The organism is Caulobacter sp. GW821-FHT11E10 (assembly GCF_058808375.1).
This window is the reverse complement of sequence record NZ_JBXARP010000003.1, coordinates 395,901-422,002: the sequence shown is the minus strand read 5'-3', so window position 1 is coordinate 422,002 and position 26,102 is coordinate 395,901. Positions and strand designations below refer to the sequence as shown.

Sequence of the window (26,102 nt, the reverse complement as noted above, 5' to 3'; positions counted from 1 at the left end):
CGGCTACTTATCGGCGGCGTAGGGCGCCTTGGCGTCCTGGCGAACGAGACCGCGCGTGGCGTCGCCCACGCCGATCAGCACGAACTGCACGGCGAGGGCGCAGAGGATCAGTCCCAGGACCCGCACCACGATGCTCATCCCGATCCGGCCCAGAGCCTTGCTGATCAGCGGCGCGGCCCAGAACACCGCCACCAGCACCGCCGACACCGCCGAGATCACCGCCACGCCCAAACCGAGACCCGCCCAGCCGAATGGCTTGGCCTCGGCGGCGTAGATGATCACCGTCGAGATCGCGCCTGGACCGATCAGCAGCGGCATGGCGAAGGGCACGATCAGCCGCTCGAAGCGCTTTTGCGCGTAAACCCGCGCCGACTGTCCCTCGATGCCCTCGGCCGCATCGGCGAACATGGTGGTGAAGTCGTCGCGCAGCATGTCCAGCCCGAGAATGAACAGGATGACGCCGCCGGCGATGCGGAAGGCCGGCATCGAGATGCCGAAGAAGGCCAGCAGGCCCACGCCCGTGAAATAGAAGAAGATCAGGAACGCCGCGACGAACAGGCCGATATAGACGGCCACCATCCGCCGCCCCGCCGCGGCCGCGCCCAGGGTGGCGGCGGCGAACAGCGGCACGTTGCCGATCGGGTCGATCAGGGCGAACAGCGCGACGAAGAAGTTGACGGCCAGCTTCGCCTCGGTCATTCGACGTCCTTACCTTCAATGCGCCCGGAACTTCGCCCTACCTCCTAGGGGCAACGACCGTGCGCGCCAACCCCCGGGGTAAGACCATGACCGCCGATCCGCGCCTGATCGTTCCGCTGGACCTGCCCACCGTCGACGAGGCCCGCGCCATGGTCGAGCGCCTGGACGACGCCGTGTCGTTCTACAAGATCGGCCTGGAGCTGCTGGCCAGCGACGGCATGACCCTGGCCCACGAGCTCAAGGCCTCGGGCAAGTCGATCTTCCTCGACTGGAAACTGCACGACATCGGCGCGACCGTGGAGCGCTCGGCCCGCGTCCTGGCCCAGAGCGGCTGCGACCTGCTGACCGTCCACGCCGAGCCGCAGGTGATGAAGGCGGCGGTCAAGGCCCGCGGCGAAAGCAGCTTGAAGATCCTGGCGGTGACCGTGCTGACCAGCCTGACCGACGCCGACCTCGTCGAGATGGGCTACAGCTTCAACGCCCGCGACCTGGTCGAGCGCCGGGTGCGCCAGGCGGTCGAGGCCGGGGTCGACGGCATCGTCTCCTCGCCGCACGAAGCCGCCCTGGCCCGCGAGATCGCCGAGGGAGCCGGGAGGCCGGACTTCCTGATCGTCACCCCGGGCGTGCGCCCCGACTGGTCGTCCAAGAACGACCAGGCCCGCGCCGCCACCCCCGCCGACGCCATCCGCGCCGGCGCCAGCCACCTGGTCTGCGGCCGCCCGATCACCGCGGCGAACGATCCCAGGGAGGCCGCGCTGAAGGTGGTCGCGGAGATCGCGGGGCTTTAGGAAGGCTTCCGGGCCTCTTCGGCCAGGCGATCGGCGCTGCGCTCCAGCTCATCCGCCTTGCCAGGCAGGAAAGCGGACAGGTCGCGCAGCTGCTCGTCGGTCACGACATGACCCCGAGCGCGGTTCTCTTCGATCTGGCGGGCGCGATAGGTCGGGTCACGCAGGCGGACGGCCTCCTCGCGCATGTCCTTGGCGCCCTTGCGCATCTGCACGGCGCCCTCGGCCATCTGGGCGCGGGCCACGACCATGTGCCGCGCGGCCTCGACGCGCGCGCGCTCGCCCATCTCACGGGCCCGTTCACCGGCTTCGCGGGCGTGCTCGCCGGCCACCCGGGCATGCTCGGCGGCGATCCGGCTCCAGTCGCCGTGAGCACGCGCCTCGGCGGCCATCCGGTGGGCGGCTTCGATCTCGCCGCGATGCGCCTCGATCACCTTGTGAGCTTCGCGCCGCGCCGCGTCGGCTTCACGTCGCGCGTCGGCGGCCATGCCCCGGGCCTCGCGGGCGTGGGCGCGCGCCTCGTCGGCGGCCGCGATCTCCTCGGGCGTGGCGTCCCGATAGGTCGTCTGAACATGGCCGCCTTCGCCGACCCTGGTCACGGTTACCGTGTGTTTGCGGGCGCTGAGCTGGGCGGGCCGCGCCGGTTGCGCGTGCTGGGCGGGCTTGACCGAAGGCGCGGCCGGCGCGGCCGGCGTCGCCGGAGCGGCCTGGCGGCTCAGGCCCAGAGCGGCCAGGGGCGTGGCCACGGTGGCCAGGGCGACGACGGTCAAGGCCAGCGTCAGCGGGCGGCGGCGATCGGACGTATCGGTCATGATGCAGGCGATCCTTGTCTTGAGTGTGCGGGCGTCGGCGGCCATGGCGGTGGCCAGGCCCGGGACGTGATGAGGGGCGGGGTGAGAGGCCAGGCGCACCAAGGTGCGGGCGTAGAGGGCGCGGTCGACGGAGCGCAGCGCGACGGCGTCGGCGGCCTCCTCCGATCGTTCGGTCAGGACGGCATGCAGCCGCCAGACCAGCGGATTGAACCAGAACAACGCCAGGGCCAGCCGCGACAGGACCAGGAACAGCCAGTCGTGGCGGCGCAGGTGCGCCAGTTCGTGAGCCATGATCGCCGGGGCGGCGCGAGCGTCGGCCAGGGTCTCCGGGTCGATCAGGATCGAGCCGGGTTCGACACCCCAGCTGAGCGGGCCAGTGACCCGGTCGCTGGACACCAGCCGGGGTCGGTCGACGGGCGGCAAGTCCTCGATCGGCGAGAGCCAGGCGGGATGGGTAACGAGGTCGCCCTCGCGGGTCCAGCGCTCCAGGGTGCGCAGGCCCAGCGCCAGCCGGCCGGCCACCAGCGCCACGCCCAGTAGCCACAGGGCGCCGAGGGTCGCGCCGGACGGCGGCCAGGACCAGGCGTTCGCGCCGGCCGCATCGACGGCAAGAGCCAGGTCGGCCTCGCCCGGCGGGGCGACCATCGACGCTGACGGCGCCGGCGGAAGCAGGGCCAGGTCGATCGCGGGCAGCAGGGCGGTGATGGCCGGCAAGGCCAGCAGCAGGCAGACCGTGGCCCGCAGAATGTCGACGCGCTCTGTCGCGCGCCAGGTCAGGAAGCGTGCGCAGGCCAGACCCGCGCCGGCCACCAGGCTGGATTTGGCCAGCAGGGATATCAGCAGGACCCAGGTCATGACTTGGGCTCCACGGCGTCGTCGATCATCCGCTCGAGGGCGGCGGCCTCCTCGGCCGTGAGGCGCTGGCCCATGCCCAGCAGGGCCGAGGCCGCGCTGGCCGCCGAGCCCGCGAAGAAGGTGTCGATAAGCCGCCGAAGCGCGCTGGCCGCGACGGCCTCGCTCCCTTGGATCGGGCGATAGAGAAAGCCCTCGGCCCCCGCCGCGCGCTCGACCAGCCCCTTGGCCTCGAGCCGCGACAGCATGGTCCGCACGGCCGAATCGCTCAGCGGATCGGACAGCGCGCTACGAACGCCGGCGGCGGTGCTGGCCTCCAGCCTGCACAAGGTCTCGAAGACCTCGCGTTCGCGTCGGGGCAAGGCGTCGATCAAGGCGGCCTCCGCTGTCAGGGCACACTACGTGTGTAGCGCTACACCTGTAGCGTGAAACCGAAGCGATGTGGCGTGAATTCGGCGTAATGGAGGAAGCCGATCCGGGGGCGAAGGTGAGGCCGCGCGGCCGCCAAGCCGGCGAACAGGTCGCTCTTCAGGAAAGAAATTCCCGCGATAACCGGTCACATCGGCCAATTTGTCGCGAACGCGTTATGTGAAACGCTTTATTTGCAACTCTCGCTGTAGCTCTGAGGGGATGTGACCCTTGGGGGGCGTGCGTGCTTAAATTCCTGACCTGTCTGACGACGGAGCATGATCTGCGATTGGTGCTTGTCGCCGCCGCGGTTTGCATCGCCGGCTGCGTCACCACCTTCCGGCTTTATTCGCGGATGCGCGGCGCTCGCGGCCTGGTGCGCGCCGCCTGGCTGCTGCTGACCGGCCTGGTCGCCGGCTCCAGCGTCTGGGCCACCCACTTCATCGCCATGGTCGCCTACACGCCCGGTCTGAAGACCGGCTACAGCCCGACCGGCACCCTTCTTTCGCTGATGATCGCGGCGCTGTTCATGGCCAGCGGTTTCGCCGTCGCTTCTGCCCAGCGTACGACCACCAACGATTTCGCGGGCGGGGTCCTGCTGGGCCTCGGCGTCGCGGCCATGCACTACACCGGCATGTCGGCCTTCGTGACCCAGGGTCACGTGGTCTGGGAGCACGCCACCGTCGGTCTCTCGGCGATCCTCGGCGTCGCCGGCGCCACGGCCGCCCTCGTGACGGCCGGCGCGGCTCGGACCACCAAGCGCCAGATGATGGGCGGCGGACTGCTGTGCCTGGGCATCGTCGCGCTGCACTTCACCGGCATGTCGGCGATCACCATTGTCCCCGACGCCAGCATCGTGGTGCCCGAGCAGCTGCTGTCCGGCGCCATGCTGACCCTGGCGGTGGTCTCGATCACCGGCATGATCATCCTGGGTGGCCTGGGCGCCGTCGCCATCGAATCCCAAACCTCGCGCTCGGCTCTCGAACGCATCCGCCGCCTGGCCAACGCCGCCTATGAAGGTCTGGTCGTCGTCCAGTCGGGCCACATCAACGACGCCAACGCCGCCTTCTGCGAGCTGGTCGGCGCCGATCTTTCCGACCTGGTCGGCCGTCCTCTGGTGGGCTCGGTCCTGACTTTCGACGAAGCCGGCCCGACCCGCGAGGGTATCCGCCGCGAAGGCAAGATCCAGCCGATCTCCGGTGGTCGCGAAATCCCGGTCGAAGTGTTCTCGCGCCTGATGGACGACGGCGCGCGCATCGAGACCTCGGGCCTCACCGTCCTGGCCGTCCGCGACCTGCGTGAACGCCGCGCGGCCGAGGAGAAGATCCGCTACCTCGCCGAGCACGACGGCCTGACCGGCCTGCCGAACCGCAATTCGCTGCAAGCTCGCCTGGCCGCCGCCATCGAACGTGTCGAGGCCTCGGGCGAGAGCCTGTCGGTCATCTGCATCGACCTCGACCACTTCAAGGAAGCCAACGACCAGCACGGTCACGTCGCCGGCGACTCGATCCTGGTCGAGACCGCCCGTCGTCTGCAGTCGGCGGTCCAAGCCCCGTCCTTCGCCGCGCGTCTGGGCGGCGACGAGTTCATCGTGGTCCAGGTGGCCGGCGGCGACCAGCCGACGGCGGCCGCCGAGCTGTCGGGCCGCCTGATCGAGATGCTGTCGGTCCCGGTGTCGTTCGACGGCCAGGAACTGGCCCTGGGCTCAAGCCTCGGCGTCAGCCTCTATCCCGACGACGGCCGCACGGCCGAGGCCCTGATGGCCAACGCCGACATGGCCCTGTACCGCGCCAAGGAAAGCGGCCGCGGCGTCTATCGTTTCTTCAAGCGCGAGATGGACGACACCATCCGCGAACGCCGCAACCTGGCCCGCGACCTGCGCCAGGGCATCACCGACGAAGAGCTGGTCGTTCACTATCAGCCCCTGGCCCGCGCCTCCGATGGCGAGGTCTGCGGCTTCGAGGCCCTGGTCCGCTGGCAGCATCCGACCCGCGGCATGATCCCGCCGCTGGAGTTCATTCCGGTCGCCGAAGAGAACGGCCTGATCGGCGCCCTGGGCGACTGGGTCCTGCGCCGCGCCTGCGCCGACGCCGCCGCGTGGGAGAAGCCCCTGCGCATCGCGGTGAACCTCTCGCCGCTGCAGCTGCACAACCCCGCCCTGCCGAGCCTGGTGCACGAGGTTCTGATCACCACCGGCCTCTCGCCTTCGCGGCTGGAGCTGGAGATCACCGAGAGCGCTCTGTTCAAGGACTATCAGCGCGCGCTGGACAACCTGCGCCGTCTGAAAGCCCTAGGCGTGCGGATCGCCATGGATGATTTCGGCACCGGCTTCTCGTCGCTGTCGACCCTCCAATCGTTCCCGTTCGACAAGATCAAGATCGACAAGAGCTTCGTGGAGAACATCCACCGTCACGACCGCGCCACCGTCATCGTGCGCGCCGTGCTGGGCCTGGGCCGCAGCCTCGAGATCCCGGTCGTGGCCGAGGGCGTCGAGACCGAGGAGCAGATCATCTTCCTGCGCGGCGAGGACTGCACCGAGTTGCAGGGCTACGCCATCGGTCGTCCGGCTCCGGTCGACGCCCTGGCGGCCTGGACCGACGCCGTGGCGCCGACCGAAGCTCCGGCCCAGCCGGCGCGCAAGAACAAGCGTTCGGCCTGATCTCCACGGCCAATTCGCGGTTTCCGGAACGTCGCGAACCATGACACGTTAGGCGTTAGCCGAGCGGCGCCGTGGGGCCTGCCGCGTGTCATCAGGGCGGGAACATAGCGAGCGTGCTCGGACGGACGGCCATCAAGTTCGTAACGGCGGCCGATCGGCGCGAGCTGCGCTATGGGCTGGCCATACTGGCCGTGCTTCTGGCCATGGCGGCGCGTTTCGCCGCCGTCGCCCTCACGGGTATTCCGACCAATTTCCCGACCTTCTTCGTGGCCGTGCTGGTCGCCGCCATGGTCGGCGGCCTGGGTCCAGGGTTGCTGGCCGTGGTTCTCAGCGCCGTCATCGCCTGGCGCCTCTGGATGTCGCCCGACGGGACCTGGCTCCTTCACACGCGCGAGAGCGTGCAGCTGGGCATGTTCCTGCTCTGCGGCGGCGCGATCGTCGTATTGGTCGAGGCGCTGCGCCTTGCCGTGCGCTCGGGGTTGGCGGCGGAGGAACGGTTCCGCTCCGCCCAGGAGGTATCGCTGGACGCCTTCGTGATCATGGAGCCGGTGCGCGAGCGCGGCCAGGTGGTCGACTTCCGCTGGACCTACGTCAATCCCATGGCCGACACCATGCGCCCCGCGGGCGTGTCGACCCTGCTGGGACGCTGTGTGCTGGACGTTTTCCCCGATGATACGGGCCGGGCGATGGTCGACCGCATGACCCGCCTGCTGCAGTCCGACAAGGCGGACGACATCGACGTACGGCGGGTCGTGGACGGCGAGGAGCGGGTGGTCCGCTCCAGTGGCGTGCGGCTCGGCGGTGACCTGGCGATCACCTTCCGGGACGTGACCCAGGAGCGCCGCGCGGCGGCGGCCCTGCGCAGCAGCGAGGAGCTGTTCCGTGGCATGGCCAATTCGGCGCCGGTGCTGATCTGGGCGACGACGGCGCGCGGCCAGGCCGACTGGTTCAACCAAGCCTGGCTGAACTTCCGCGGCCGCTCGCTGGAGCAGGAGCTCGGCGAGGGCTGGTTCAGCGGCGTGCACCCGCATGACCGGCAGGCTGGCCTGGAGGCCGCCGATGCGGCGACCGCCAAGCGCGAGCCGTTCAGCGTCGCCTTCCGCATGCAGCGGGCCGACGGAGCCTGGCGATGGGTCAACAGCGTAGGCGCCCCGCGCTTCGACGAGGCGGGCGAGTATCGCGGCTATATCGGCAGTTGCTTCGACTTCACCGAGACGGTCGAGGCGCGCAAGGACCTGGAGGACCGGGTCGCCGAGCGCACCGCCGCCTTGCAGGCCAGCATGGCCGAAACCGCGCGCGCCCAAGCGGCCCTGGCCCAGGCCCAGCGTCTGGAAACGGTGGGACGGCTGACAGGCGGCGTGGCCCACGATTTCAACAACCTGCTGACCGTGATCGTCGGCGGTCTGGACATGATCCTGCGCCGGCCCGAGGACACCGCCCGCGTCGCGCGCCTGGCCGAGGCGGCCCTGGCGGCCGGTCAGCGCGGCGAGCGCCTGACCCGCCAGTTGCTGGCCTTTTCACGGAACCAAGAGCTGAAGCTGGAGGTCGTCGACGTCGCGGCCCTGCTGGACCATTCCGAGCCCCTTCTGAGGCGCGCGGTCGGCGAGGCGATGAGCCTGACGATCCAGCGCGAGGCGGCCGGACTGCGCTCGCGGGTGGACGCCGCCCAATTCGAGGCGGCCCTGCTGAACCTGGTCGTCAACGCCGCCGACGCCACCTCGACCAGCGGCGAGATCAGCATATCTGTCGAGCCGGTCACCCTGACCGAGGGCGAGGTGTCCGACACCGCGCCCGGTGACTATGTCCGCGTGGCTGTCAGCGATACCGGAACCGGCATGCGGCCGGAGGTTCTGGCGCGGGTGTTCGAACCGTTCTTCACCACCAAGGAGGTCGGCAAGGGCACCGGCCTTGGTCTGGCCCAGGTCTACGGTTTCCTGCGCCAGTGCGGCGGTGGGGTCAGCATCGAGAGCGTCGAGGGACGCGGGACCACGGTCGCCCTCTATCTGCCCGCCACCGACGAGGCCGCCACCCCCGCCATGGCCGGCGCCGGGGCCTCGTCTCGCGACCGCCTGAAGGGCGTGCGGGTTCTGCTGGTGGAAGACGACGCGGCCGTGCGGGAGATCGCTGGCGGACTGCTGCGCGATCTCGGCTGCGACGTGACCACCGCCGACAATGGCGCGTCCGCCCTCGAAGCGTTGGAGGAAGACATATCCTTCGACCTCCTGATGTCCGACGTCGTCATGCCCGGCGGCGTCAGCGGCGTCGACCTGGCGCGATCGGTTTCCGCCAACCGCCCGGACATGGCCGTGCTGCTGACCACCGGCTATGCGGGCGACCGCATGGACGTCGCGCCGGCCGACCTGCCCTGGCCAGTGCTGCGCAAGCCTTTCCAGGTGGACCAATTGGCCGAGATCGCCTCGACCCTGCTGACCGCGCGAGAACCTCCCGCCCCGAAAAAGAAGCGGGCGGCTCCGCGCAAACGTGGCGTCAGCGCCGCCGCCGGCCGGTAAGACCGCCCAGCAGGCCGCGGATCAGTTCGCGTCCGGCCGTGGACGCCACGGTGCGGACCAGGGTCACGGCGAAAGCCTCGGTCATGGTCTGGCGACCCGAGGCGCGGGGGCGGCTGACGCTGGTCTCGCGGGCTTCCTCGCGCTCGCGGATCTTGGCTTCGGCGGCCTCGCGCTTGTCTTCTTCAGCCTGTTCGCGGGCGGTGTCGGCCTGGCGCTGAGCCTGCTGGGCGCGGCCCTGCAGGATCTCGTAGGCGGAGTCGCGGTCCTGGAGCTGGTCATAGACGCCAGCGATCGGGCTCTTGGCGCGGATCGCCGAACGCTCCTCGGGCGTCAAGGGCCCCAGCCGCGAGACCGGCGGCCGGATCAGGGTCTTCTGCACCACCTTGGGCGCGCCGCGCTCGTCGAGGGTCGAGACCAGGGCCTCGCCGACGCCCAGAGCCTGGATCGTCTCGGCCGTGTCGAAGCTGGGATTGACCCGGAACGACTGGGCGGCGGCCCTCAAGCCCTTCTGGTCGGCGGGAGTGTAGGCGCGCAGGGCGTGCTGCACCCGTGCGCCCAGCTGGCCCAGCACCGCGTCGGGGATGTCGGCCGGATTCTGGGTGACGAAATAGACGCCCACGCCCTTGGACCGGATCAGGCGCACGACCTGCTCGATCTTCTCAAGCAGAGGCTTGGGCGCGTCGTTGAACAGCAGGTGGGCCTCGTCGAAGAAGAAGACCAGCTTGGGCTTCTCGGGATCGCCCACCTCGGGCAGCACCTCGAACAGCTCGGACAGCAGCCAGAGCAGGAAGGTCGAATAGAGCTTGGGCGACTGGATCAGCCGGTCGGCGGCCAGCAGGCTGACATAGCCGCGCCCCGCCGCGTCGGTGCGCATCAGGTCGGAAAGGTCCAGCGCCGGCTCGCCGAAGAAATTCTCGGCCCCTTGGGTCTGCAGGGTCAGCAGCTTGCGCTGGATGGCGCCGACCGTGGCGGCGGCGACGTTGCCGTACTGGGCGCCGATCTCGTCGGCATGGTCGGCGACATATTTCAGGGCCGCCTGCAGGTCCTTCAGGTCCAGCAGCAGCAGGCCGTCCTGGTCGGCGACGTGGAAGGCGATGTTGAGCACACCTTCCTGGGTGTCGTTCAGCTCCAGCAGGCGCGAGAGGAGCAGCGGCCCCATCTCGGAGATCGTGGTGCGGATCGGGTGGCCCTTCTGGCCGAACAGGTCCCAGAACATCACCGGCGGTGCGGCCGGCGTCAGGGTGAGGTCCATCAAAGCGGCGCGGGCCAGCATCTTGTCATTGGGCGTTCCCGCGATGGCGACGCCCGAGAGGTCGCCCTTCACGTCAGCGGCGAAGACGGGCACGCCGGCGTCGGAGAAGGCCTGGGCCAGGACCTGCAGGGTCACGGTCTTGCCGGTCCCGGTCGCGCCGGCCACCACGCCGTGGCGGTTCGACCGATCGAGCCGCTGCGTCACGGGACCTTCGCCGAGTCCGACCAGGATCTCGTTCTCGCCAATCGACAGCGACATGGGCGCAATACTCCTTGGATGTCGTTCGACCCTAGACGGGGCCTTGCGCCGCGCCAATCGGGGCGGTCAAAGTCGATCGCGCTTCTGGAGAAATTTTACAAATGCCGGCCCCTGCCCCGCCCCCCGTCACCACGCGCAACGCCGTGGTGTTCCTGACCGTCATTGCCGGCGGGGCGGCGCTCTACTGGCTGCAGGACATCCTGACGCCCCTGGCCCTGGCCGTGTTCCTGGCGGTGATGGTCGACAGCTTCGCGCGGGTGCTGACCGCGCGCGTGCCCGGCTTCCCCAAGCGGATGGCCTTGCCGGCGGCGGTGCTGATCTCGATCGCGCTGTTTGGCGTGTCGTTCTGGGTGGTGATCGACAACGGCCGCGGGTTCTTCGACCAGGTGAAGGACTACGCGCCGCGCCTCAATGACATCATCGCCAAGGTCGCCCACGCGATCGGCATCCAGATCGCGCCGACCGTGGGCGGGCTGATCAACCAGCTCAATCCCCAGCGCTTCATCGGCCAGGCGGCCCAGTCGTTCGGCAGTTTCGCCTCCAGCGCCGTGCTGGTGCTCATCTATCTGGGCTTCATCATCGCCTCGCGGAAAGGCTTCGCCCGCAAGATCGTCTCACTGTTCCCGCAGCATCCCGAGCGCGAGCGGAACATGAAGCTGTTCGAACGCATCCGCGACGGGGTGGAGCAGTACCTGTGGATCCAGACCGTCACCGGCCTGATGATCGCCGTCGCCGCCTGGGTGGTGATGATGCTGGTGCGGCTGGATAACGCCTTCTTCTGGGCCTTCCTGATCTTCCTGGCCAGCTACATCCCGATCCTGGGCGGCGCCATCGGCTGCTTCCTGCCGCCGCTGTTCGCCCTGGTGCAGTTCCCCGACAGTTTCTGGCCGGCGATCATCCTGTTCGCGGCGCTGCAAGGCATCTACTTCGTGGTCGGCAATGTCGTGCTCCCGCGCATGCAGGGCGACAGCCTGAACATGGACCCGACGGTGGTGCTGCTGTCCCTGGCCCTGTGGGGCGCGCTGTGGGGGGTGCCGGGCATGTTCCTGTCCACGCCGCTGACCGTCGCCGGCATGCTGGTCCTGGCCCAGTTCGAGGGGTCGCGCTGGATCGCGATCCTGCTGTCCGAGGACGGCGACCCGCAGGGCGAGCGGCTGTTGTCGGGCAAGGGCGGACACGGCCCGGCTGACCCTTCACCGACCCGCAAGAAGTAGAGAGCGCGAAAGAAATGCGGGCGCCCCTTAAACTCGGGTTTTCGGCCCCTATCTATTCCCTGTCCGGCATCCCCCACCCGGACACCCCGCCGATGGCGGCCGGCAAGGCCGCCGCCATCGAAGCGGAAAACGCCCGCCTTATCCTGAGCGGGCCCGCGCCGTCGGCTTCCCCCCAGCCGGCGGCGCTTCCGTTTTTGCCCCAGATCCGCGCAAGATCGGCACGAATTCTTTCCAATTTGCCATGTAGCGGTTGAAGTAAGGTCCAAAAGGGCTAGGTTGCGGCCAAAAATTCGCGAGGAAATCCCATGATCGGTGAAAAAAATGACCTCAAGTCCGCTGAGGCTCCGATCGGCCCGCTGGTAAGCGCCTTCGCCCAGGCCCTGGGTGTCGCGGTCGAGGCTCTGACCCCCGCCGCGCGCGGCTTCGCCGCCCAGGCTCAGGACGACTGGTCGGCCGAGGAACTGCCCGGCCTGGATATCGCCGATGTGGCCCGCGCCCTGGCCGACTTCTGGCGCTTCGGCGAGAGCAACAAGGACCTGTCCGAGCCGGTCATCCGCCTGCGCCGCGCTCAAGGCGGCCAAACACCCTCCGACCTTCTCGAGATCGTCCAGCCCGACCGGCCGTTCCTGGTCGACAGCATCATGGGCGAGGTGACCGAGGCCGGCTTCTCGGTGCGGGCCATGTTCCACCCCGTCTCCGACTGCGGCGGCGTCCGCCGCTCGATGATCCAGATCTGGCTGGCCCCGGTGGGCGAGGACCGCGAGGCGGCCCTGGTCCAGGGCATCCGCGAAGCGCTCTCGGACGTGCAGCTGGCCGTCCAGGATTTCGAGGCCATGCGCGCCCTGATGCGGCGCACGATCTCCGAATTGCAAGGCGCCGTTACGCCGGTCTCCGTCGAGGAAAAGAGCGAGGACCTGGACTTCCTCGACTGGCTGGAAGGCGACCACTTCGTGTTCTTGGGCGCTCGGGTTTACGAGTATCCCCGCACCGGTGACGGCGGCTACGCGGCCGAGGAGCCGCTGTACCAGCCGGAAGGCAGCCTGGGCGTCCTGCGCGACCAGACCCGCACCGTGCTGCGCCGGGGCAGCGAGCCAGCCATCCTGTCGGCCCAGATCCGCAGCCATATCGACATCGGCGATCCGATCGTGGTGGCCAAGTCAAACCTGCGTTCGCGCGTCCACCGTCGCGGCTACATGGATTATGTCGGCGTCCGCCGTTATGGCGCCGACGGCAAGGCCTCGGGCGAGGTCCGTTTCGTGGGCCTGTTCACGGCCGAGGCCTATGAGACCCCCGCCCACGAAGTGCCGCTGATCCGCAGCAAGGTCGCGCACGTCATCGAGCGCGCCGGCAAGGATCCGGAAAGCCACAACGGCAAGCGCCTGCGCAACATCCTCGAGACCTGGCCTCGCGACGAGCTGTTTCAGACCGACGAGGCCCAGCTGCTGGCCACGGCCATGGGCGTGCTGCACCTCTACGACCGGCCGCGCGTGAAGCTGTTCGCCCGTCGGGACCCATTCGACCGCTTCATCTCCGTGCTGATGTTCGTGCCGCGCGACCGCTACGACTCTGGCGTCCGCGCCCGCGCCGGGCAGATCCTGGCCGAGGCGTTCCGTGGCCGGGTGTCGGCCTATTATCCGAGCTTCTCCGACGCGCCGCTGGCCCGCGTGCACTACATCCTGGGCGTCACGCCGGGCGACCACGCCGAGCCGGACATGGCCGCGGTCGAGGCCGCCATCGCCGAGACCGCCCGCACCTGGGACGACCGCTTCGAGGCCGTCGTCCGCGAAGGCTCGACCGGCCGTGTCGCCCAGCTCCTGGCCCGCTACGCCGGCGCCTTCCCGCCCGGCTATCGCGACCAGTACGGCGCCGCCGAGGCGCTGGCCGACATCCAGGTCATCGACGACCTGGCCGAGGGCGAGGCCGTCCGCGTCCGCGCCTTCCGCCGCGAGGGCGACAGCGCGGTGACCTTCCGCTTCAAGCTCTATCGCCCCGGCGCCGCCGCCCCGCTGGCCGACGTGCTGCCGATCCTGGAGCACATGGGCCTGAAGGCCCTGATCGAGGATGGCTTCAAGGTCGCGCCGGACGGCCAGCCGGTCTGGGTCCACGAGTTCGTTTTGCGCGACGAAGCCGGCGAGCACCTGGTCTTCGGCGACGTGAAACAGGCCTTCGAGGCCGCTTTCGTCGCCATCTGGACGGGCCGCGCCGAGAGTGACGGCTTCAACCGCCTGGTGCTGGAACTGGGCATCGGCTGGCGCGAGGCCGCCCTGATCCGCGCCCTGGCCCGCTATCGCCAGCAGTCCGGCCTGGACCCCAGCCAGGGCGTCCAGGAGCAGGCTCTGTCGGATCACCCCGGCGTGGCCCGCCTGATCCTGGATCTCTTCCAGACCAAGTTCGACCCGGCCGTCGTCGCCGACCTCAAGACCCGTCAGGACCAGGCCAAGGCCGTCGGGGCCAAGATCGTCGAGGCCCTGCAGGCTGTCGAAAGCCTGGACGCCGATCGCGTCCTGCGCCGCCTGGCCGCCCTGGTGGGGGCCATCCAGCGCACCAACTTCTATCAGCCGGCGGCCGAGGGCGGCCCCAAGGCCTATATCAGCTTCAAGATCGCCTCACGCGAGCTGGAAGACCTGCCGGCCCCCAAGCCCTATCGCGAAATCTACGTCTCGGCCCCGCACGTCGAGGGCGTGCACCTGCGCTTCGGTCCGGTCGCCCGGGGCGGCCTGCGCTGGTCGGATCGTCGCGACGACTTCCGCACCGAGGTGCTCGGCCTGGTGAAGGCTCAACAGGTCAAGAACGCGGTCATCGTGCCCGTCGGCTCGAAGGGTGGCTTCTATCCCAAGCAGCTGCCGCGCGGCGGCGATCGCGACGCCATCCAGGCCGAGGCGATCCGAGCCTACAAGACCTTCCTGTCGGGCCTGCTGGACCTGACCGACAATATCGATCCCGACAACAAGGTCGTGCCGCCGCCGTCGGTGGTCGCCCATGACGCCGAGGATCCGTATCTGGTCGTCGCCGCCGACAAGGGCACGGCGACCTTCTCCGACATCGCCAACGGGGTGGCCGAGGACTACGGTTTCTGGCTGGGCGACGCCTTCGCTTCGGGCGGCTCGGTCGGCTACGACCACAAGGTCATGGGCATCACGGCCCGGGGCGCGTGGGAAGCGGTCAAGCGCCACTTCCGGGAACTGGGCAAGGATATCCAGACCGAGACCTTCACCGCCGTCGGCGTGGGCGACATGTCGGGCGACGTGTTCGGCAACGGCATGCTGCTCTCCAAGCAGACCAAGCTGCTCGCCGCCTTCGATCACCGCCACATCTTCCTCGACCCGAACCCGGATCCGGCCGCGTCGTGGGAAGAGCGCGATCGCGTGTTCAAGCTGCCGCGCTCGTCGTGGGAGGACTACGACAAGTCGAAGATCTCGACCGGCGGCGGCGTCTTCGCCCGCAGCCTGAAGAGCATCCCGCTGTCGCCGGAGATCCGGGCCCTGCTGGAGATCAAGGCCGAGGCCGTATCGCCGGCCGAGCTGATGACCGCGATCCTGAAGTCCAAGGCCGAACTGCTCTATCTCGGCGGCATCGGCACCTATGTGAAAGCCAAGGGCGAGAGCAACGCCGACGCGGGCGACAAGGCCAATGACGCCATCCGCATCAACGGTTCGGACCTGCGGGTCAAGGTCGTGGGCGAGGGCGCCAACCTCGGCCTCACCCAGGCGGGCCGGATCGAATTCGCGCAAAGCGGCGGCCACATCAACACCGACGCCATCGACAACTCGGCCGGCGTCGACAGCTCCGACCACGAGGTCAACATCAAGATCCTGACCGGGATCCTGGAGCGGTCGGGCGAACTGGATCGCCCCAGCCGCAACACGCTGCTGGCCTCGATGACGGAAGACGTGGGCCACCACGTCCTGGAGCACAATTTCGACCAGACCCTGGCCCTGACCCTGCTGGAAAGCGACGCGGCCAGCGAGGTCGACACCCAGATCCGCTACATGGTCGATCTGGAGCAGCGCGGCCGCTTGGACCGTCGCGTCGAAGGCCTGCCGACCAATACGACTCTCCTGGAGCGCAAGGCCGCCAACAAGGGTCTGACCCGGCCCGAGCTGGCCGTGCTTCTGGCCTACGGCAAGTTGGACCTCTTCGACGAGATCGTCGCCAGCCAGGCGCCGGACGATCCGTGGTTCGAGGCCACCCTGCGCGGCTACTTCCCCAAGGCGCTCGATAAGTACGCCGACGCCATGCAGAAGCACCGGCTGAAGCGCGAGATCATCGCCACGGTGGTCGGCAACCAGATGGTCAATATGTGCGGCCCGACTTTTGTCAGCCGCCTGAAGGCCGCCGCCGGCGCTGACGTCAATGCGGTGGTGGTGGGCTTCACCGCCGCTCGCGAGATCCTCGGCATCGACGGCCTGTGGGACCAAGTGAACGGTCTCGACAACAGGGCCTCGGCCGACGGCCAGACCGCCCTCTACAAGGCCCTGGCCTACGCCCTGCGCAGCCTCAGCTTCTGGCTGGCGCGCCGCGCGGTGCGCGACAAGTCCAGCGTCAAAGCGCTGGTCGAGGCCTACGGTCCGTCGGTGGCTGCGCTGCGGGCCCTGACCCCGGCCATTCTGTCGTCGTTCGAGCAGAAAGCCGTCGCCAAGCGGGTGAAGGCCTATGTCGCCGACGGCGCGCCGGAAGCCCTGGCCCAGGCGGTCGCGTCCCTGCAGCCGCTGACCACCGCGGCCGACCTCGTCGACCTGGCCAACGCCTCCAGCTGGGATGTCGAGAACGTCGCTCGCCTGTACCATCAGGTCGGCGCGGCCTTCGGCTTTGACCGCCTGCGCGGCGCGGCGGGCTCGTTCGTCGGCGGCGACGCCTTCGAGCGCCTGGCGGTCCGCCGCCTGATCGAGGACATGCTCACCGAGCAGACCACGATCACCCAGGCAGTCCTCAAGTTTTCCGCCAATGCCCAGGCGGGCGAGGACGAGGGCGCGGCCAAGTCCGCCATCTCGTCCTGGGCCGCCCTGCGTGGCGATCGTCCCCGGGCGGTCAAGCGGACGATCGAGGACATCGAACAGGCCGGCGGCGGCTGGACCTTCGCCAAGCTGACCATCGCCAACGCCGCCCTGCGCGAGCTTTCGAGCGCGGCTTAAGGGCTGGCTCCTTCGCCTCCTCTCCCGTACGGAGGGGAGGCGGTAGGGAGAGCGTAGGGATGGACCAAGGTGATCGTCGGCGCGTGGCGTGGGCGGCCTACGAGTGGGCGCAGCAGCCTTATTGGGCGCTGATCGCGACCTTCATCTTCACGCCCTATTTCGCCGCCGGCTTTGTCGGCGACGCGGCCCGGGGCCAGAGCCTGCTCGGCTATGCCGGGGCGCTCTCCGGCCTGGCGATCGCCATCCTGTCGCCCATGGTCGGGGCCAATGTCGACGCCCGGCGCAATCCGCGCGCCTGGCTGATCGGCCTGGCCTTCCCGTTCGTGATCGCCAGCGCCGCCCTCTGGTGGGCGGTTCCGGGCGAGCTCTCGCGCATCCCGCTGATCCTGGGTTGCCTGGTCGTGGCCGGGGTCTCGGCCGAGCTGGGTGTGACGGTGATGAACGCCCTGCTGCCGGTGGTGGCCAAGCCGGGACAGGTCGGCCGGCTCTCCGGCACCGCCTGGGCCCTGGCCTATGTCGGCGCCCTGATCTCCCTCTTCATCGTCCTCTTCTGTTTCTCGCTGCCGAAGGTCCCGATGCTGGGCCTGTCGAAGGCGTTGCATGAGCCCGACCGCATCGTCGGGCCGATGGTGGCCCTGTGGTTCCTGGCCTTCGCCTGGCCGCTGATGCTGATCGCCCCGCAACCGCCGGCGGCGGGCGGGACCAAGCCCCTGGCCGAGCTGTGGGAGACGATCCGCGGCCTGCCATCCAAGCCGCACATGCTGCGCTTCCTGATCGGCCGTATGCTGCTGGGCGACGGCATTTCCAGCTTCATCGCCTTCGGTGGCGTCCTGGCGGCGGGGCTGTTCGGCTGGACGACGACGCAGCTGGGCCTCTACGCCATCCTGCTGTCGGTGGCCGCCGGGATCGGCACCTTCATCGGCGGGCGGGTCGACCAGAAGATCGGCTCGAAGCTGACCGTGCTGATCGCCACGGGCGTCATCCTGTTCGGCGCGACGGGCGTGGGGCTGGTCGGCAAGGATACGATCTTCTTCCTGATCCCGGTCGCCCCCGCCCAGCCCGGCGGCGCGCTGTTTTCCAGTACGCCCGAGCGAATGTTCCTGTTCTTCAGCCTGTTCGTCGGCCTCACCTTCGGCCCGGCGCAGTCGAGCTTGCGCGCCTGGATGGCCGAGCTGGCCCCGGCGGGCGAGACGGGGCGGTGGTTCGGGCTCTATGCGCTGTCGGGCAAGGCGACGGCCTTCATGGCCCCGCTGGTCATCGCCGTCGGCACCCGCCTGGTCGGCGACCAGCGGATCGCCGTGGTGGTCTCGGCCCTGTTCATGGCCCTGGGCGCGGTCGTTCTGGCCACGGCGCCGCGACGCGCTCCCGTTGTCGGCTGACGCGGAACAGGGCAGGCTCCGTCCGAGGGGGAGTTCATGACCAAGGATCGCATCGTTCTGCTGGATTCGCTGCGGGGCCTCGGGGTCCTGGGGATCCTGCTGTGCAACGCGCCGGACTTCGCCGTGCCGCCGCCGGTCTCGGAGTCGGCCGCGAACTGGCCGCATGGGACGGGTCCTGCGACCCTGGGCGTCTGGGTCGTCACCCAGTGGCTGTTCCAGCGCAAGTTCGTGACCCTGTTCGCCATGCTGTTCGGCGTCTCGATCTTCCTGGTGGGCGGCGAGCGGTCCGACCTGGAGCGCGGCGCGATCCTGCGCAAGCGCCTGGCCTGGATGGTCGCCTTCGGCCTGCTGCACGGCTTCGCGATCTGGTTCGGCGACGTTCTGCTGAGCTACGCCCTGGCCGGCTTCGCGGTGATGCTGTGTCGCTCCTGGGAGCCGCGAAAGCTGATCCGCACGGGCGCGACGATCTGGACGGCCTTCACCGGGCTGATGCTGGTCGGGGTGACGATCGCCATTCTCATGCCTCACAATCCCGCCCAAGCGGCCCTGGAATCCGCCAAGGAGGCGGCGATCGGCAAGCTGGCCGAGGCCCAGTACAGCGGGAGCTTCGTCCAGTCCTTTGTCCAGAACGCCAAGGACCGCCTGGCCTTCCTGACGGCCGAGCCGATCATCTTCATCATGACCACCAGCCTGATGATGATCGGCCTGGGCTGCTTCAAGGCCGGGGTGCTGACCGGCGAGGCCTCCGACCGCCTCTATCGCCGCCTGCTCCTCGTCGGCCTGGCCGCCTCGGTGGTGGTCGGCGGCCTGTTCCTCGCCCAGGCCTTGCTCGGCCTGCCGAGGCCGCTGCGGCTGATCTCGGTCGCCCTGCAGTGGATGCTGGCCCCGCTGACGACCCTGGCCTATGTGGCCCTGATGGTGTTCGCGGCCCGGTCCAAGGCCTGGTCGGTGATCCCGAGGGTCCTGGCGCCGGTCGGGCAGATGGCCTTCACCAATTACCTGACCCAGTCGCTGATCATGGTCGTCCTCTTCTACGGCGGACGCGGGCTGAACCTGCATGGCGAGGTCGATCGCCCGGGCCTGGCCCTCATCACCGTCGCCGTCTGGATCGTCCAGATCCTGTGGTCGCGCTGGTGGATGGACCGGTTCGAGATGGGCCCGCTGGAGTGGGTCTGGCGTCGCCTCTATCGCGGCCCGACCCCGCTGCGCCGCCCCACGCCGGAGCCGCTACCCGCCTAGCAGCTGGTCAGCGCCTTGCCGAAATAGCCGCGCACCTCCTGGAACAGGTCGGGTCGGTAGCGGGCCCGGGGATCGTTGGCCTTGTCGTCGTCGAAGGCGTGGGTGGCGTCGGCGTAGAAGACCCGGTCCACCGGCAGGCCGTCGCGCGTCAGCCGATCCAGCGCCTTGCCCGGCAGCTTGTGGCCGACCACCTGGTCCTTGCCGCCCAGCACCGACCAGACGCGCGGCCCCCACTGCCCCCAGCCCCTGGCCGAGGTCAGCGAAGGGTAACCGGCATAGGGATAGACCAGCAGCGCGCCCTTGACCCGCTGGCGCAGCTTGACCGGGTCGGCGTCGGTCACCCCGGTGGCCCGGGCCGCGTTCACCCCCACGGCGTAGGCGTCCATGATCGACCAGCCGCCATGGCTCCAGCCGGCCAGGAAGACCCGGCTGGCGTCGGCCCAGCCCTGGCCTTCCAGCCAGGTCATCACGGCGAAGATGTCGGCCGAGCGCTTCAGCCCCTGCAGCGCCACGCCGGTGCAGACGAACAGCTTGGCGTCCAGGGTCGACATGCCCCGGGGCTTCAGCGAATCGACCACCACGGCCGCCCAGCCGGCCGCGACGGCCGTCCGGGCGTATTCCTCGAGGAACGGGGTCTTGCCGCCGCAGCCGTGCAGGATCAGCGCCACCGGGAAGGGCCCCAGCCCCGCCGGCTTGAACACGCGGGAGTGTCGGGCGACCTCGGTTCCCCAATTCGCGCTCAACATCGAGCCCATTCCCTTTCTTCGCTCATCCCCGCGCAAGCGGGGACCCAAGCGGCCTTTCCGGACCCTCTGCTTAGGTCCCCGCTTTCGCGGGGATGAGCGTTGAGGGACATAGCTAGTGGCGGAACACTCGCACCCCGGTGAAGGCCATTGTAAGGCCAAGCTTGTCGGCCGCCTCGATGACCTCCGGATCGCGCATCGAGCCGCCCGGCTGGATGATCGCCGTCGCCCCCGCTTCCGCCGCCTGGATCAGGCCGTCGGCGAACGGGAAGAAGGCTTCCGAGGCGCAAGCGCAGCCCTTCAGGTCCAGGCCGAAATCAGCGGCCCGCAGCGCCGCGATCCGGGCCGAGTCCTTGCGGTTCATCTGGCCGGCCCCGACGCCCAGGGTCTGGCCGGCGCGGGCGTAGACGATGGCGTTGGACTTGACGTGCTTGCCGACGGTGAAGGCGAACAGCATGTCGCGGATCTCCTCCTCGGTCGGCTGGCGCTTCGTGACGATCTTCAGGTCCGAAGCCTTGATCCGGGCGTCGTCGCGCGACTGGACGAGGAAGCCGCCCGCCACGCTCTTGAAGGTGTCGCCAGTCGACAGCGGGTCGGGCAGGCCGCCCGTCACCAGCAGGCGCAGGTTCTTCTTGGCCGCGAACACGGCGATGGCGTCGTCGTCGGCTTCCGGGGCGATGACTACCTCGGTGAAGATCTCGACCATGGCCTCGGCCGCCTCGCGGGTCAGGCGCGAGTTCACGGCCACGATGCCGCCGAACGCCGAGGTGGGGTCGCAGGCCAGGGCCCGCTCATAGGCCTCGCATTGCGAGCCGCCGACCGCCACGCCGCAAGGGTTGGCGTGCTTGATGATCGCCACGGCCGGACCGGCCGCCGGGTCGAACTCGGCGATCAGCTCGAAGGCCGCGTCGGTGTCGTTGATGTTGTTGTAGCTGAGCTCCTTGCCCTGCAGCTGGGTCGCCGTGGCCACCCCGACGCGCGGGTTCGGGAAGGCGTAGAAGGCCGCCTTCTGGTGCGGGTTCTCGCCGTAGCGCATGGTCTGGCGCAGCTCGCCGGCGATGGCCTTGCGGGCCGGGAAGTCCTGGCCGAGGGCCGACGCGAACCAGGCCGAGATCGCCGCGTCATAGGCCGCCGTGCGGGCATAGGCGCGGGCCGCCAGGGTCTGGCGCAAGGCGAGCGTCGTTCCGCCGGCCTTCAGGGCCTCGAGCACTTCGGAGAGGTCCGACGGATCGGTGCAGACGGCGACATAGCCGTGGTTCTTGGCCGCCGAGCGGATCATGGCCGGGCCGCCGATGTCGATGTTCTCGACGCACTCGGCGTAGCTGCCGCCCTTCGCGACGGTCGCCTCGAACGGATAGAGGTTCACATAGAGGATATCGATGCCGCCGATGCCGTGGTCGGCCATGGCCTGCGCATGCTCGGGCGCATCGCGAACGCCCAGCAGGCCGCCGTGCACCACCGGGTGCAGGGTCTTGACCCGGCCGTCCATCATCTCCGGGAAGCCCGTCAGGTCCGAGACGTCCTTGACCGGGATCCCGGCCGCGGCGATCGCGGCTTTGGTGCCGCCGGTCGAGACCAGCTCGACGCCGGCGGCGTGCAGCACCTGGGCGGCCTCGACGAGGCCGGTCTTGTCGGAGACCGACAGCAGGGCGCGCTTGGGGGCGACGAGATCGGGAGCGGACGGATAGTCTGGGGCGGCGGGCACGGCGGACTCCTATGGTTTCGTGAAACGGAAAACGGAGCCCAGGCGCGCGGCTTATGAGGTTCGTGCTCCCCGGTGGTTTCCCACCTTCAACGCCAGTCACGCGAACGGGCCGGAAAATACGGGGGCGCGCCGGGGAGTCAATGTGCTGCGGGCGCCGACTATCCTCCCCCCAAGGAGGAGGTGGCCGGAAGGCCGGATCCAAGCGCCCTCCTCCCGCGACGGGGGCAGGGAAGAGTACGGGAGTGGTTCTCAGCGCGGATGATTGGCGCTGATCTTTTTCGGAAGGCGTTGATCCGGCGCGGCTTTGTTCGGAGAACAACGGGGACAGAGCGCGCTCAAGCTCCGTGCTCACCCTCCCCGCCAAGGACTCCGATGGCCCCGATCACGGTCAACCCCGCCCACGTCCAGGAATTCGTCGACGCCGACGCCTTCTACGCCTGGCTGGGCGAAAATCACGACAAGGCCCCCGAGGTCTGGATCAAGATCCACAAGGTCGGCTCGGGCCTGGCCTCGATCAACGCCAAGGAGGCGATCGACGTCGTGCTGTGCTGGGGCTGGATCGACGGGGTGCGCAAGGGCTTCGACGAGGTGAGCTTCCTGCAGCGCTACACGCCGCGCGGCAAGAAGAGCATCTGGAGCCAGATCAATGTCGACAACGTCGCGCGGCTGATCGACGAGGGCCGGATGACCCCGCACGGCCTGCGCGAGGTCGAGGCCGCCAAGGCCGACGGCCGCTGGGATCGCGCCTATGGCGGCAGCCGGGACATGAAGATCGAGGGCGACCTGCTGGCCGCGATCGAGGCCAGCCCGAAGGCCAAGGCGATGCTGGCGACCCTGTCGGCCCAGAACCGTTTCGCCCTGGCGTTCCGGGTGCACAATCTGAAAACGGAGGCGGGCCGGAAGAAGAAGATCGCCGACTTCGTCGCCATGCTGGAGCGCGGTGAGACGATCTATCCGCAAGGCAAACAGGCCAAGGCGGAAAAGAAGGCATAAGGGCCGGCCGGCGCCGCAAGGGGACGGCGCCGGCCGGAGGGCTTACGCGTCGGCCTACTCTCGCCGACAGGACCAAGATAGGCGCGCGCGACACCCACGGTAAGGCCGTGCGACGCCCTGTCGCGGTGGTTGTGGTGAAGCTTACTCCGCCGCCTCGTCGACCGGCTGGTCGTAGGCCGCCATCATGGCCATGTTCAGGATCTTGGACACCGAGGCCGACAGCGGCGCGATCTGCACCGACTTCGACAGACCCAGCAACACCGGACCGATCACCGTGGCGCCACCCAGGGACTGGACCAGCTTGGTGGCGATCGAGGCCGAGTGGATGGCCGGCATGATCAGGATGTTGGCGCTGTCGGTCAGGCGCATGAACGGGTAGTTGGCGCGCTTTTCCGGATCCAGGGCCAGTTCCGGCGGCATCTCGCCCTCGTACTCGAAGTCGACGGTCATCTCGTCGAGCATGGCCACGGCCTCGCGCACCTTTTCCGAGCGCAGGCCCATCGGGTTGCCGAAGGTCGAATAGCTCATGAAGGCGACGCGCGGCTTGAAGCCCAGGCGCTTGACGGCGCGGGCGGCCTCGCAGGCGATCTCGACGATCTCGTCCGCCTCGGGCAGCTCGGTGACGTTAGTGTCGGCCACGAAGATCGTCCGCCCCTTGGCCAGCACCACCGACATGCCCATGATCCGGCCGCCGGGGGCCGGATCGACGACGCGCAGCACCTCTTCCAGGGCCTGGTCGAAGCTGCGGGTGACGCCGGTGACCATGCCGTCGGCCTCGCCCAGGGTGACCATCGAGGCGGCGAAGCTGTTGCGGTCCTGGTTGATCAGGCGCTGGACGTCGCGCTTCAGATAGCCCTGGCGCTGCAGGCGGGCGTAGAGCGCGTCGACATAGTCGGGATTGCGGTCCGACAGGCGGGCGTTGACGATCTCCAGGTCGACGGTCTCGGGATCCAGGCCCACCAGGCGCATGTTCTCGTGCACCAGGTTCTCGCGGCCGCACAGGATGGCCCGGCCGTAGCCGCCGGTCTGGTAGGCATAGGCGGCGCGGATGACGCTGGGATCCTCGCCCTCGGCGAACACGATCCGCTTGGGATTGGCCAGGACCGAGTTCGAGATCTTCTGCAGGAAGCCAGCGGTCGGATCCAGGCGCTGGGCCAGGCTGGCGCGATAGGCGTCCATGTCGGCGATCGGCTTGCGGGCCACGCCGGTGTCCATGGCCGCCTGGGCGACGAACGGCGGCACGTACCAGATCAGGCGCGGGTCGAACGCCGACGGGATGATGTAGTTGGGGCCGAACTTCAGCTGGCGACCGTGATAGGCGGCGGCCACTTCGTCGGGCACGTCCTCGCGCGCCAGCATGGCCAGGGCCTGGGCGCAGGCGATCTTCATCTCGTGATTGACGCGGCGGGCCCGCACGTCGAGCGCGCCGCGGAAGATGTAGGGGAAGCCCAGGACGTTGTTGACCTGGTTGGGATAGTCCGACCGCCCCGTGCCCATGATCGCGTCCTTGCGGACCTTGTGCACCTCTTCAGGCGTGATCTCTGGGTCGGGATTGGCCATGGCGAAGATGACCGGGTTGGGGGCCATCGAGGCGATCATCTCGGGGGTGAAGGCGCCCTTCGCGGAAAGACCAAGCAGCACGTCGGCGCCGACCACGGCCTCGGCCAGGGTGCGCTTGTCGGTCTTGACCGCGTGGGCGCTCTTCCACTGGTTCATGCCCTCGGTGCGGCCCTCGTAGAGGACGCCCTTGGAGTCGACGGCGATGACGTTCTGGGGGTGGACCCCCATGGCCTTGATCAGCTCCATCGAGGCGATGCCGGCCGCGCCGGGGCCGTTCAGCACGACCTTCACGTCCTCCAGCCTCTTGCCGGTGATGTGGCAGGCGTTGATCAGGCCGGCGGCGCAGATGATGGCCGTGCCGTGCTGGTCGTCGTGGAACACCGGGATGTCGAGCAGGTCCTGCAGCTCGGTCTCGATGCGGAAGCACTCGGGGCTCTTGATGTCCTCGAGATTGATCCCACCGAAGGTGATCCCGATATTCTTGACCACCGTGATGATCTCGTCGGGGTCCTTGGAGCTGACCAGGATGTCGATGCTGTCGACGTCGCCGAAACGCTTGAAGAGGACGGCCTTGCCTTCCATCACCGGCTTCGAGGCCAGCGCGCCGAGATCACCCAAACCAAGAATGGCGGTGCCGTTCGAGATCACGGCGACCATGTTGCCCTTCGAGGTGTACTCGTAGGCCATGTCCGGATCGGCGGCGATGGCGTGGACGGGGACGGCGACGCCGGGCGAATAGGCCAGCGACAGGTCGCGCTGGGTGGCCATCGGCTTGGTCGGGGTCACCGCCAGCTTGCCCGGCTGCGGATAGCGGTGAAAGGCCAAGGCCTCCGCATCGGTGAAGGTCTTACGTTCCGCGTCGCTCATCCGGCGTTTCCATCCTGCTGCGCAAGTCGAGAGAGGGGACGCGCCGAACGATGCGAACACGCCCTTATATGAGGTCACCGTAGCGGCGGGCGCCGGGCCTCACAACCGGGGTAGGATGCGAAAATCCCAGCAAATGCTTGTTGGGATTGGCCTTGCGTAAACCGCGCCGACCTTCGGAAAATGGGGTCGAGGTTGACCTTGAGGGGCGGAATGGGCGATTGGCCTGAGTACGCTTCGTGTCGGAGAATTCCTTGTCCCAGCCCGTGAAGATCGCGATCGCCGGCGCCAACGGCCGCATGGGTCAGGCCGTGGCCAAGACGCTGGAGGGCCGGAGCGACGCCGCCGTCGCCGCCCGCTTCGATCGCCCCGGCTCGGAAGGCGGCGAACTGGTCGCGCGCGAAACCGCGCTGAGCCTGGCCGAGGCGGTGATCGACTTCACCCTGCCGGAAGCCTCCGTGGCCCTCGCCGAGGAAGCCGCCGCCAAGGGCGGGCCGGCCCTGGTCATCGGCTCCACGGGCTTTTCCATCGAGCAGCTGGCCCGCATCGACGCGGCCGCGACCAAGATCGCCATCGTCCGCTCGGGCAACTATTCGCTGGGCGTCAACATGCTGATGGGCCTGGTGCGCCAAGCCGCCGCCGCCCTGCCGGCCGAGGACTGGGACATCGAGGTCTACGAGGCCCACCACAAGCGCAAGATCGACGCCCCCTCGGGCACGGCCCTGATGTTGGGCGAGGCCGCCGCCGACGGGCGCGGAGTCGGTCTCGGACAAGTCGCCGACCGGGGCCGCGACGGCGTCACCGGTCCGCGCAAGGACGGCGCGATCGGCTTCTCCGTGGTGCGCGGCGGCGGCATCATCGGCGAGCACAGCGTGATCTTCGCCGGCGAGTCCGAGAGCCTGACCCTGTCGCACTCCGCCATAGACCGGGGCCTGTTCGCGCGCGGCGCCATCGCCGCCGCCGTCTGGGTTAGGGGCAAGCCGCCCGGCCTCTACGACATGCAGGACGTGTTGGGCTTTTCGAAGTAGGAACCTAAAG

General features: G+C 69.0%; 16 protein-coding genes and 1 riboswitch. Of the genes, 9 read left to right on the top strand and 7 right to left on the bottom strand.

The features are described from left to right. Positions 1-3: 3 nt before the first annotated feature. On the bottom strand, positions 4-699 hold the full coding sequence (locus AC1RRV_RS07980; protein WP_492859060.1) for a MarC family protein: 696 nt from the start codon (positions 697-699) through the stop codon (positions 4-6). A gap of 86 nt (positions 700-785) precedes the next feature. Here AC1RRV_RS07980 and pyrF point away from each other — a divergent pair, with 86 nt between their 5' ends. Further along, positions 786-1,487 (top strand): orotidine-5'-phosphate decarboxylase, encoded by a 702-nt coding sequence (gene pyrF, locus AC1RRV_RS07975; protein ID WP_492859239.1) that lies wholly within the window; start codon positions 786-788, stop codon positions 1,485-1,487. On the opposite strand, the gene AC1RRV_RS07970 is transcribed toward pyrF, so the two are convergent. Beyond that, a complete protein-coding gene (locus AC1RRV_RS07970; RefSeq protein ID WP_492859059.1) occupies positions 1,484-3,151 on the bottom strand; it encodes a M56 family metallopeptidase in 1,668 nt (555 codons plus the stop codon). The two genes, pyrF and AC1RRV_RS07970, sit on opposite strands and share 4 nt — an antisense overlap. Continuing rightward, positions 3,148-3,522, bottom strand: a complete 375-nt coding sequence (locus tag AC1RRV_RS07965; RefSeq protein WP_492859058.1) for a BlaI/MecI/CopY family transcriptional regulator — start codon at positions 3,520-3,522, stop codon at positions 3,148-3,150. The genes AC1RRV_RS07970 and AC1RRV_RS07965 overlap by 4 nt, the downstream gene beginning before the upstream one ends. 248 nt (positions 3,523-3,770) lie before the next feature. Between AC1RRV_RS07965 and AC1RRV_RS07960 the strand changes: the two genes are divergently transcribed. Together AC1RRV_RS07960 and AC1RRV_RS07955 are read left to right on the top strand one after the other, a co-directional pair. Next, positions 3,771-6,215 carry a bifunctional diguanylate cyclase/phosphodiesterase gene (locus AC1RRV_RS07960; RefSeq protein ID WP_492859238.1) on the top strand — a complete coding sequence of 815 codons (2,445 nt, stop codon included), beginning with the start codon at positions 3,771-3,773 and terminating at the stop codon, positions 6,213-6,215. 113 nt (positions 6,216-6,328) lie between these two features. Further along, the gene (locus AC1RRV_RS07955) at positions 6,329-8,725 is read left to right on the top strand and encodes an ATP-binding protein (RefSeq protein ID WP_492859057.1); all 2,397 of its coding nucleotides are present in this window, start codon (positions 6,329-6,331) and stop codon (positions 8,723-8,725) included. On the opposite strand, the gene AC1RRV_RS07950 is transcribed toward AC1RRV_RS07955, so the two are convergent. Beyond that, positions 8,703-10,235, bottom strand: a complete 1,533-nt coding sequence (locus AC1RRV_RS07950; RefSeq protein ID WP_492859056.1) for a helicase HerA-like C-terminal domain-containing protein — start codon at positions 10,233-10,235, stop codon at positions 8,703-8,705. The genes AC1RRV_RS07955 and AC1RRV_RS07950 overlap by 23 nt on opposite strands. Positions 10,236-10,336: 101 nt before the next feature. Between AC1RRV_RS07950 and AC1RRV_RS07945 the strand changes: the two genes are divergently transcribed. The 4 genes from AC1RRV_RS07945 to AC1RRV_RS07930 all read left to right on the top strand — a co-directional run bounded on the left by AC1RRV_RS07945 (position 10,337) and on the right by AC1RRV_RS07930 (position 19,199). Continuing rightward, entirely contained in the window at positions 10,337-11,449 is a 1,113-nt protein-coding gene (locus tag AC1RRV_RS07945; RefSeq protein ID WP_492859055.1) for an AI-2E family transporter, read from the top strand. A gap of 305 nt (positions 11,450-11,754) precedes the next feature. Then, the gene (locus AC1RRV_RS07940; RefSeq protein WP_492859054.1) at positions 11,755-16,581 is read left to right on the top strand and encodes an NAD-glutamate dehydrogenase; all 4,827 of its coding nucleotides are present in this window, start codon (positions 11,755-11,757) and stop codon (positions 16,579-16,581) included. 59 nt (positions 16,582-16,640) lie between these two features. Next, positions 16,641-17,960, top strand: coding sequence for an MFS transporter (locus AC1RRV_RS07935; protein WP_492859053.1), 1,320 nt, complete (start codon positions 16,641-16,643; stop codon positions 17,958-17,960). A gap of 36 nt (positions 17,961-17,996) precedes the next feature. Next, entirely contained in the window at positions 17,997-19,199 is a 1,203-nt protein-coding gene (locus AC1RRV_RS07930; RefSeq protein ID WP_492859052.1) for a DUF418 domain-containing protein, read from the top strand. Here the strand turns inward: AC1RRV_RS07930 and AC1RRV_RS07925 are convergent. Both AC1RRV_RS07925 and purH read right to left on the bottom strand, forming a co-directional pair. Then, a complete protein-coding gene (locus AC1RRV_RS07925; protein ID WP_492859051.1) occupies positions 19,196-19,945 on the bottom strand; it encodes a dienelactone hydrolase family protein in 750 nt (249 codons plus the stop codon). The genes AC1RRV_RS07930 and AC1RRV_RS07925 overlap by 4 nt on opposite strands. A gap of 112 nt (positions 19,946-20,057) precedes the next feature. After that, positions 20,058-21,647, bottom strand: a complete 1,590-nt coding sequence (gene purH, locus AC1RRV_RS07920) for a bifunctional phosphoribosylaminoimidazolecarboxamide formyltransferase/IMP cyclohydrolase (RefSeq protein ID WP_492859050.1) — start codon at positions 21,645-21,647, stop codon at positions 20,058-20,060. A gap of 29 nt (positions 21,648-21,676) precedes the next feature. Then, positions 21,677-21,757, bottom strand: a riboswitch (ZMP/ZTP riboswitch). A 262-nt stretch (positions 21,758-22,019) separates the two neighbouring features. On the opposite strand from purH, the gene AC1RRV_RS07915 reads away from it, so the two are divergent. Next, positions 22,020-22,640: a YdeI/OmpD-associated family protein gene (locus AC1RRV_RS07915; RefSeq protein WP_492859048.1), complete on the top strand. Its 621-nt coding sequence runs from the start codon at positions 22,020-22,022 to the stop codon at positions 22,638-22,640. Between the two features lie 141 nt (positions 22,641-22,781). On the opposite strand, the gene AC1RRV_RS07910 is transcribed toward AC1RRV_RS07915, so the two are convergent. Then, positions 22,782-25,067, bottom strand: a complete 2,286-nt coding sequence (locus tag AC1RRV_RS07910) for an NADP-dependent malic enzyme (RefSeq protein WP_492859047.1) — start codon at positions 25,065-25,067, stop codon at positions 22,782-22,784. 251 nt (positions 25,068-25,318) lie between these two features. Between AC1RRV_RS07910 and dapB the strand changes: the two genes are divergently transcribed. Then, a complete protein-coding gene (gene dapB, locus AC1RRV_RS07905; protein WP_492859046.1) occupies positions 25,319-26,092 on the top strand; it encodes a 4-hydroxy-tetrahydrodipicolinate reductase in 774 nt (257 codons plus the stop codon). Positions 26,093-26,102 lie beyond the last annotated feature (10 nt).

Coding starts and splice junctions, on each gene's coding strand:
- AC1RRV_RS07980 (WP_492859060.1), bottom strand. CDS start 699: ATGACCGAGGCGAAGCTGGCCGTCAACTTCTTCGTCGCGCTGTTCGCC.
- pyrF (WP_492859239.1), top strand. CDS start 786: ATGACCGCCGATCCGCGCCTGATCGTTCCGCTGGACCTGCCCACCGTC.
- AC1RRV_RS07970 (WP_492859059.1), bottom strand. CDS start 3,151: ATGACCTGGGTCCTGCTGATATCCCTGCTGGCCAAATCCAGCCTGGTG.
- AC1RRV_RS07950 (WP_492859056.1), bottom strand. CDS start 10,235: ATGTCGCTGTCGATTGGCGAGAACGAGATCCTGGTCGGACTCGGCGAA.
- AC1RRV_RS07945 (WP_492859055.1), top strand. CDS start 10,337: ATGCCGGCCCCTGCCCCGCCCCCCGTCACCACGCGCAACGCCGTGGTG.
- AC1RRV_RS07940 (WP_492859054.1), top strand. CDS start 11,755: ATGATCGGTGAAAAAAATGACCTCAAGTCCGCTGAGGCTCCGATCGGC.
- AC1RRV_RS07935 (WP_492859053.1), top strand. CDS start 16,641: ATGGACCAAGGTGATCGTCGGCGCGTGGCGTGGGCGGCCTACGAGTGG.
- AC1RRV_RS07930 (WP_492859052.1), top strand. CDS start 17,997: ATGACCAAGGATCGCATCGTTCTGCTGGATTCGCTGCGGGGCCTCGGG.
- AC1RRV_RS07925 (WP_492859051.1), bottom strand. CDS start 19,945: ATGTTGAGCGCGAATTGGGGAACCGAGGTCGCCCGACACTCCCGCGTG.
- AC1RRV_RS07915 (WP_492859048.1), top strand. CDS start 22,020: ATGGCCCCGATCACGGTCAACCCCGCCCACGTCCAGGAATTCGTCGAC.
- AC1RRV_RS07910 (WP_492859047.1), bottom strand. CDS start 25,067: ATGAGCGACGCGGAACGTAAGACCTTCACCGATGCGGAGGCCTTGGCC.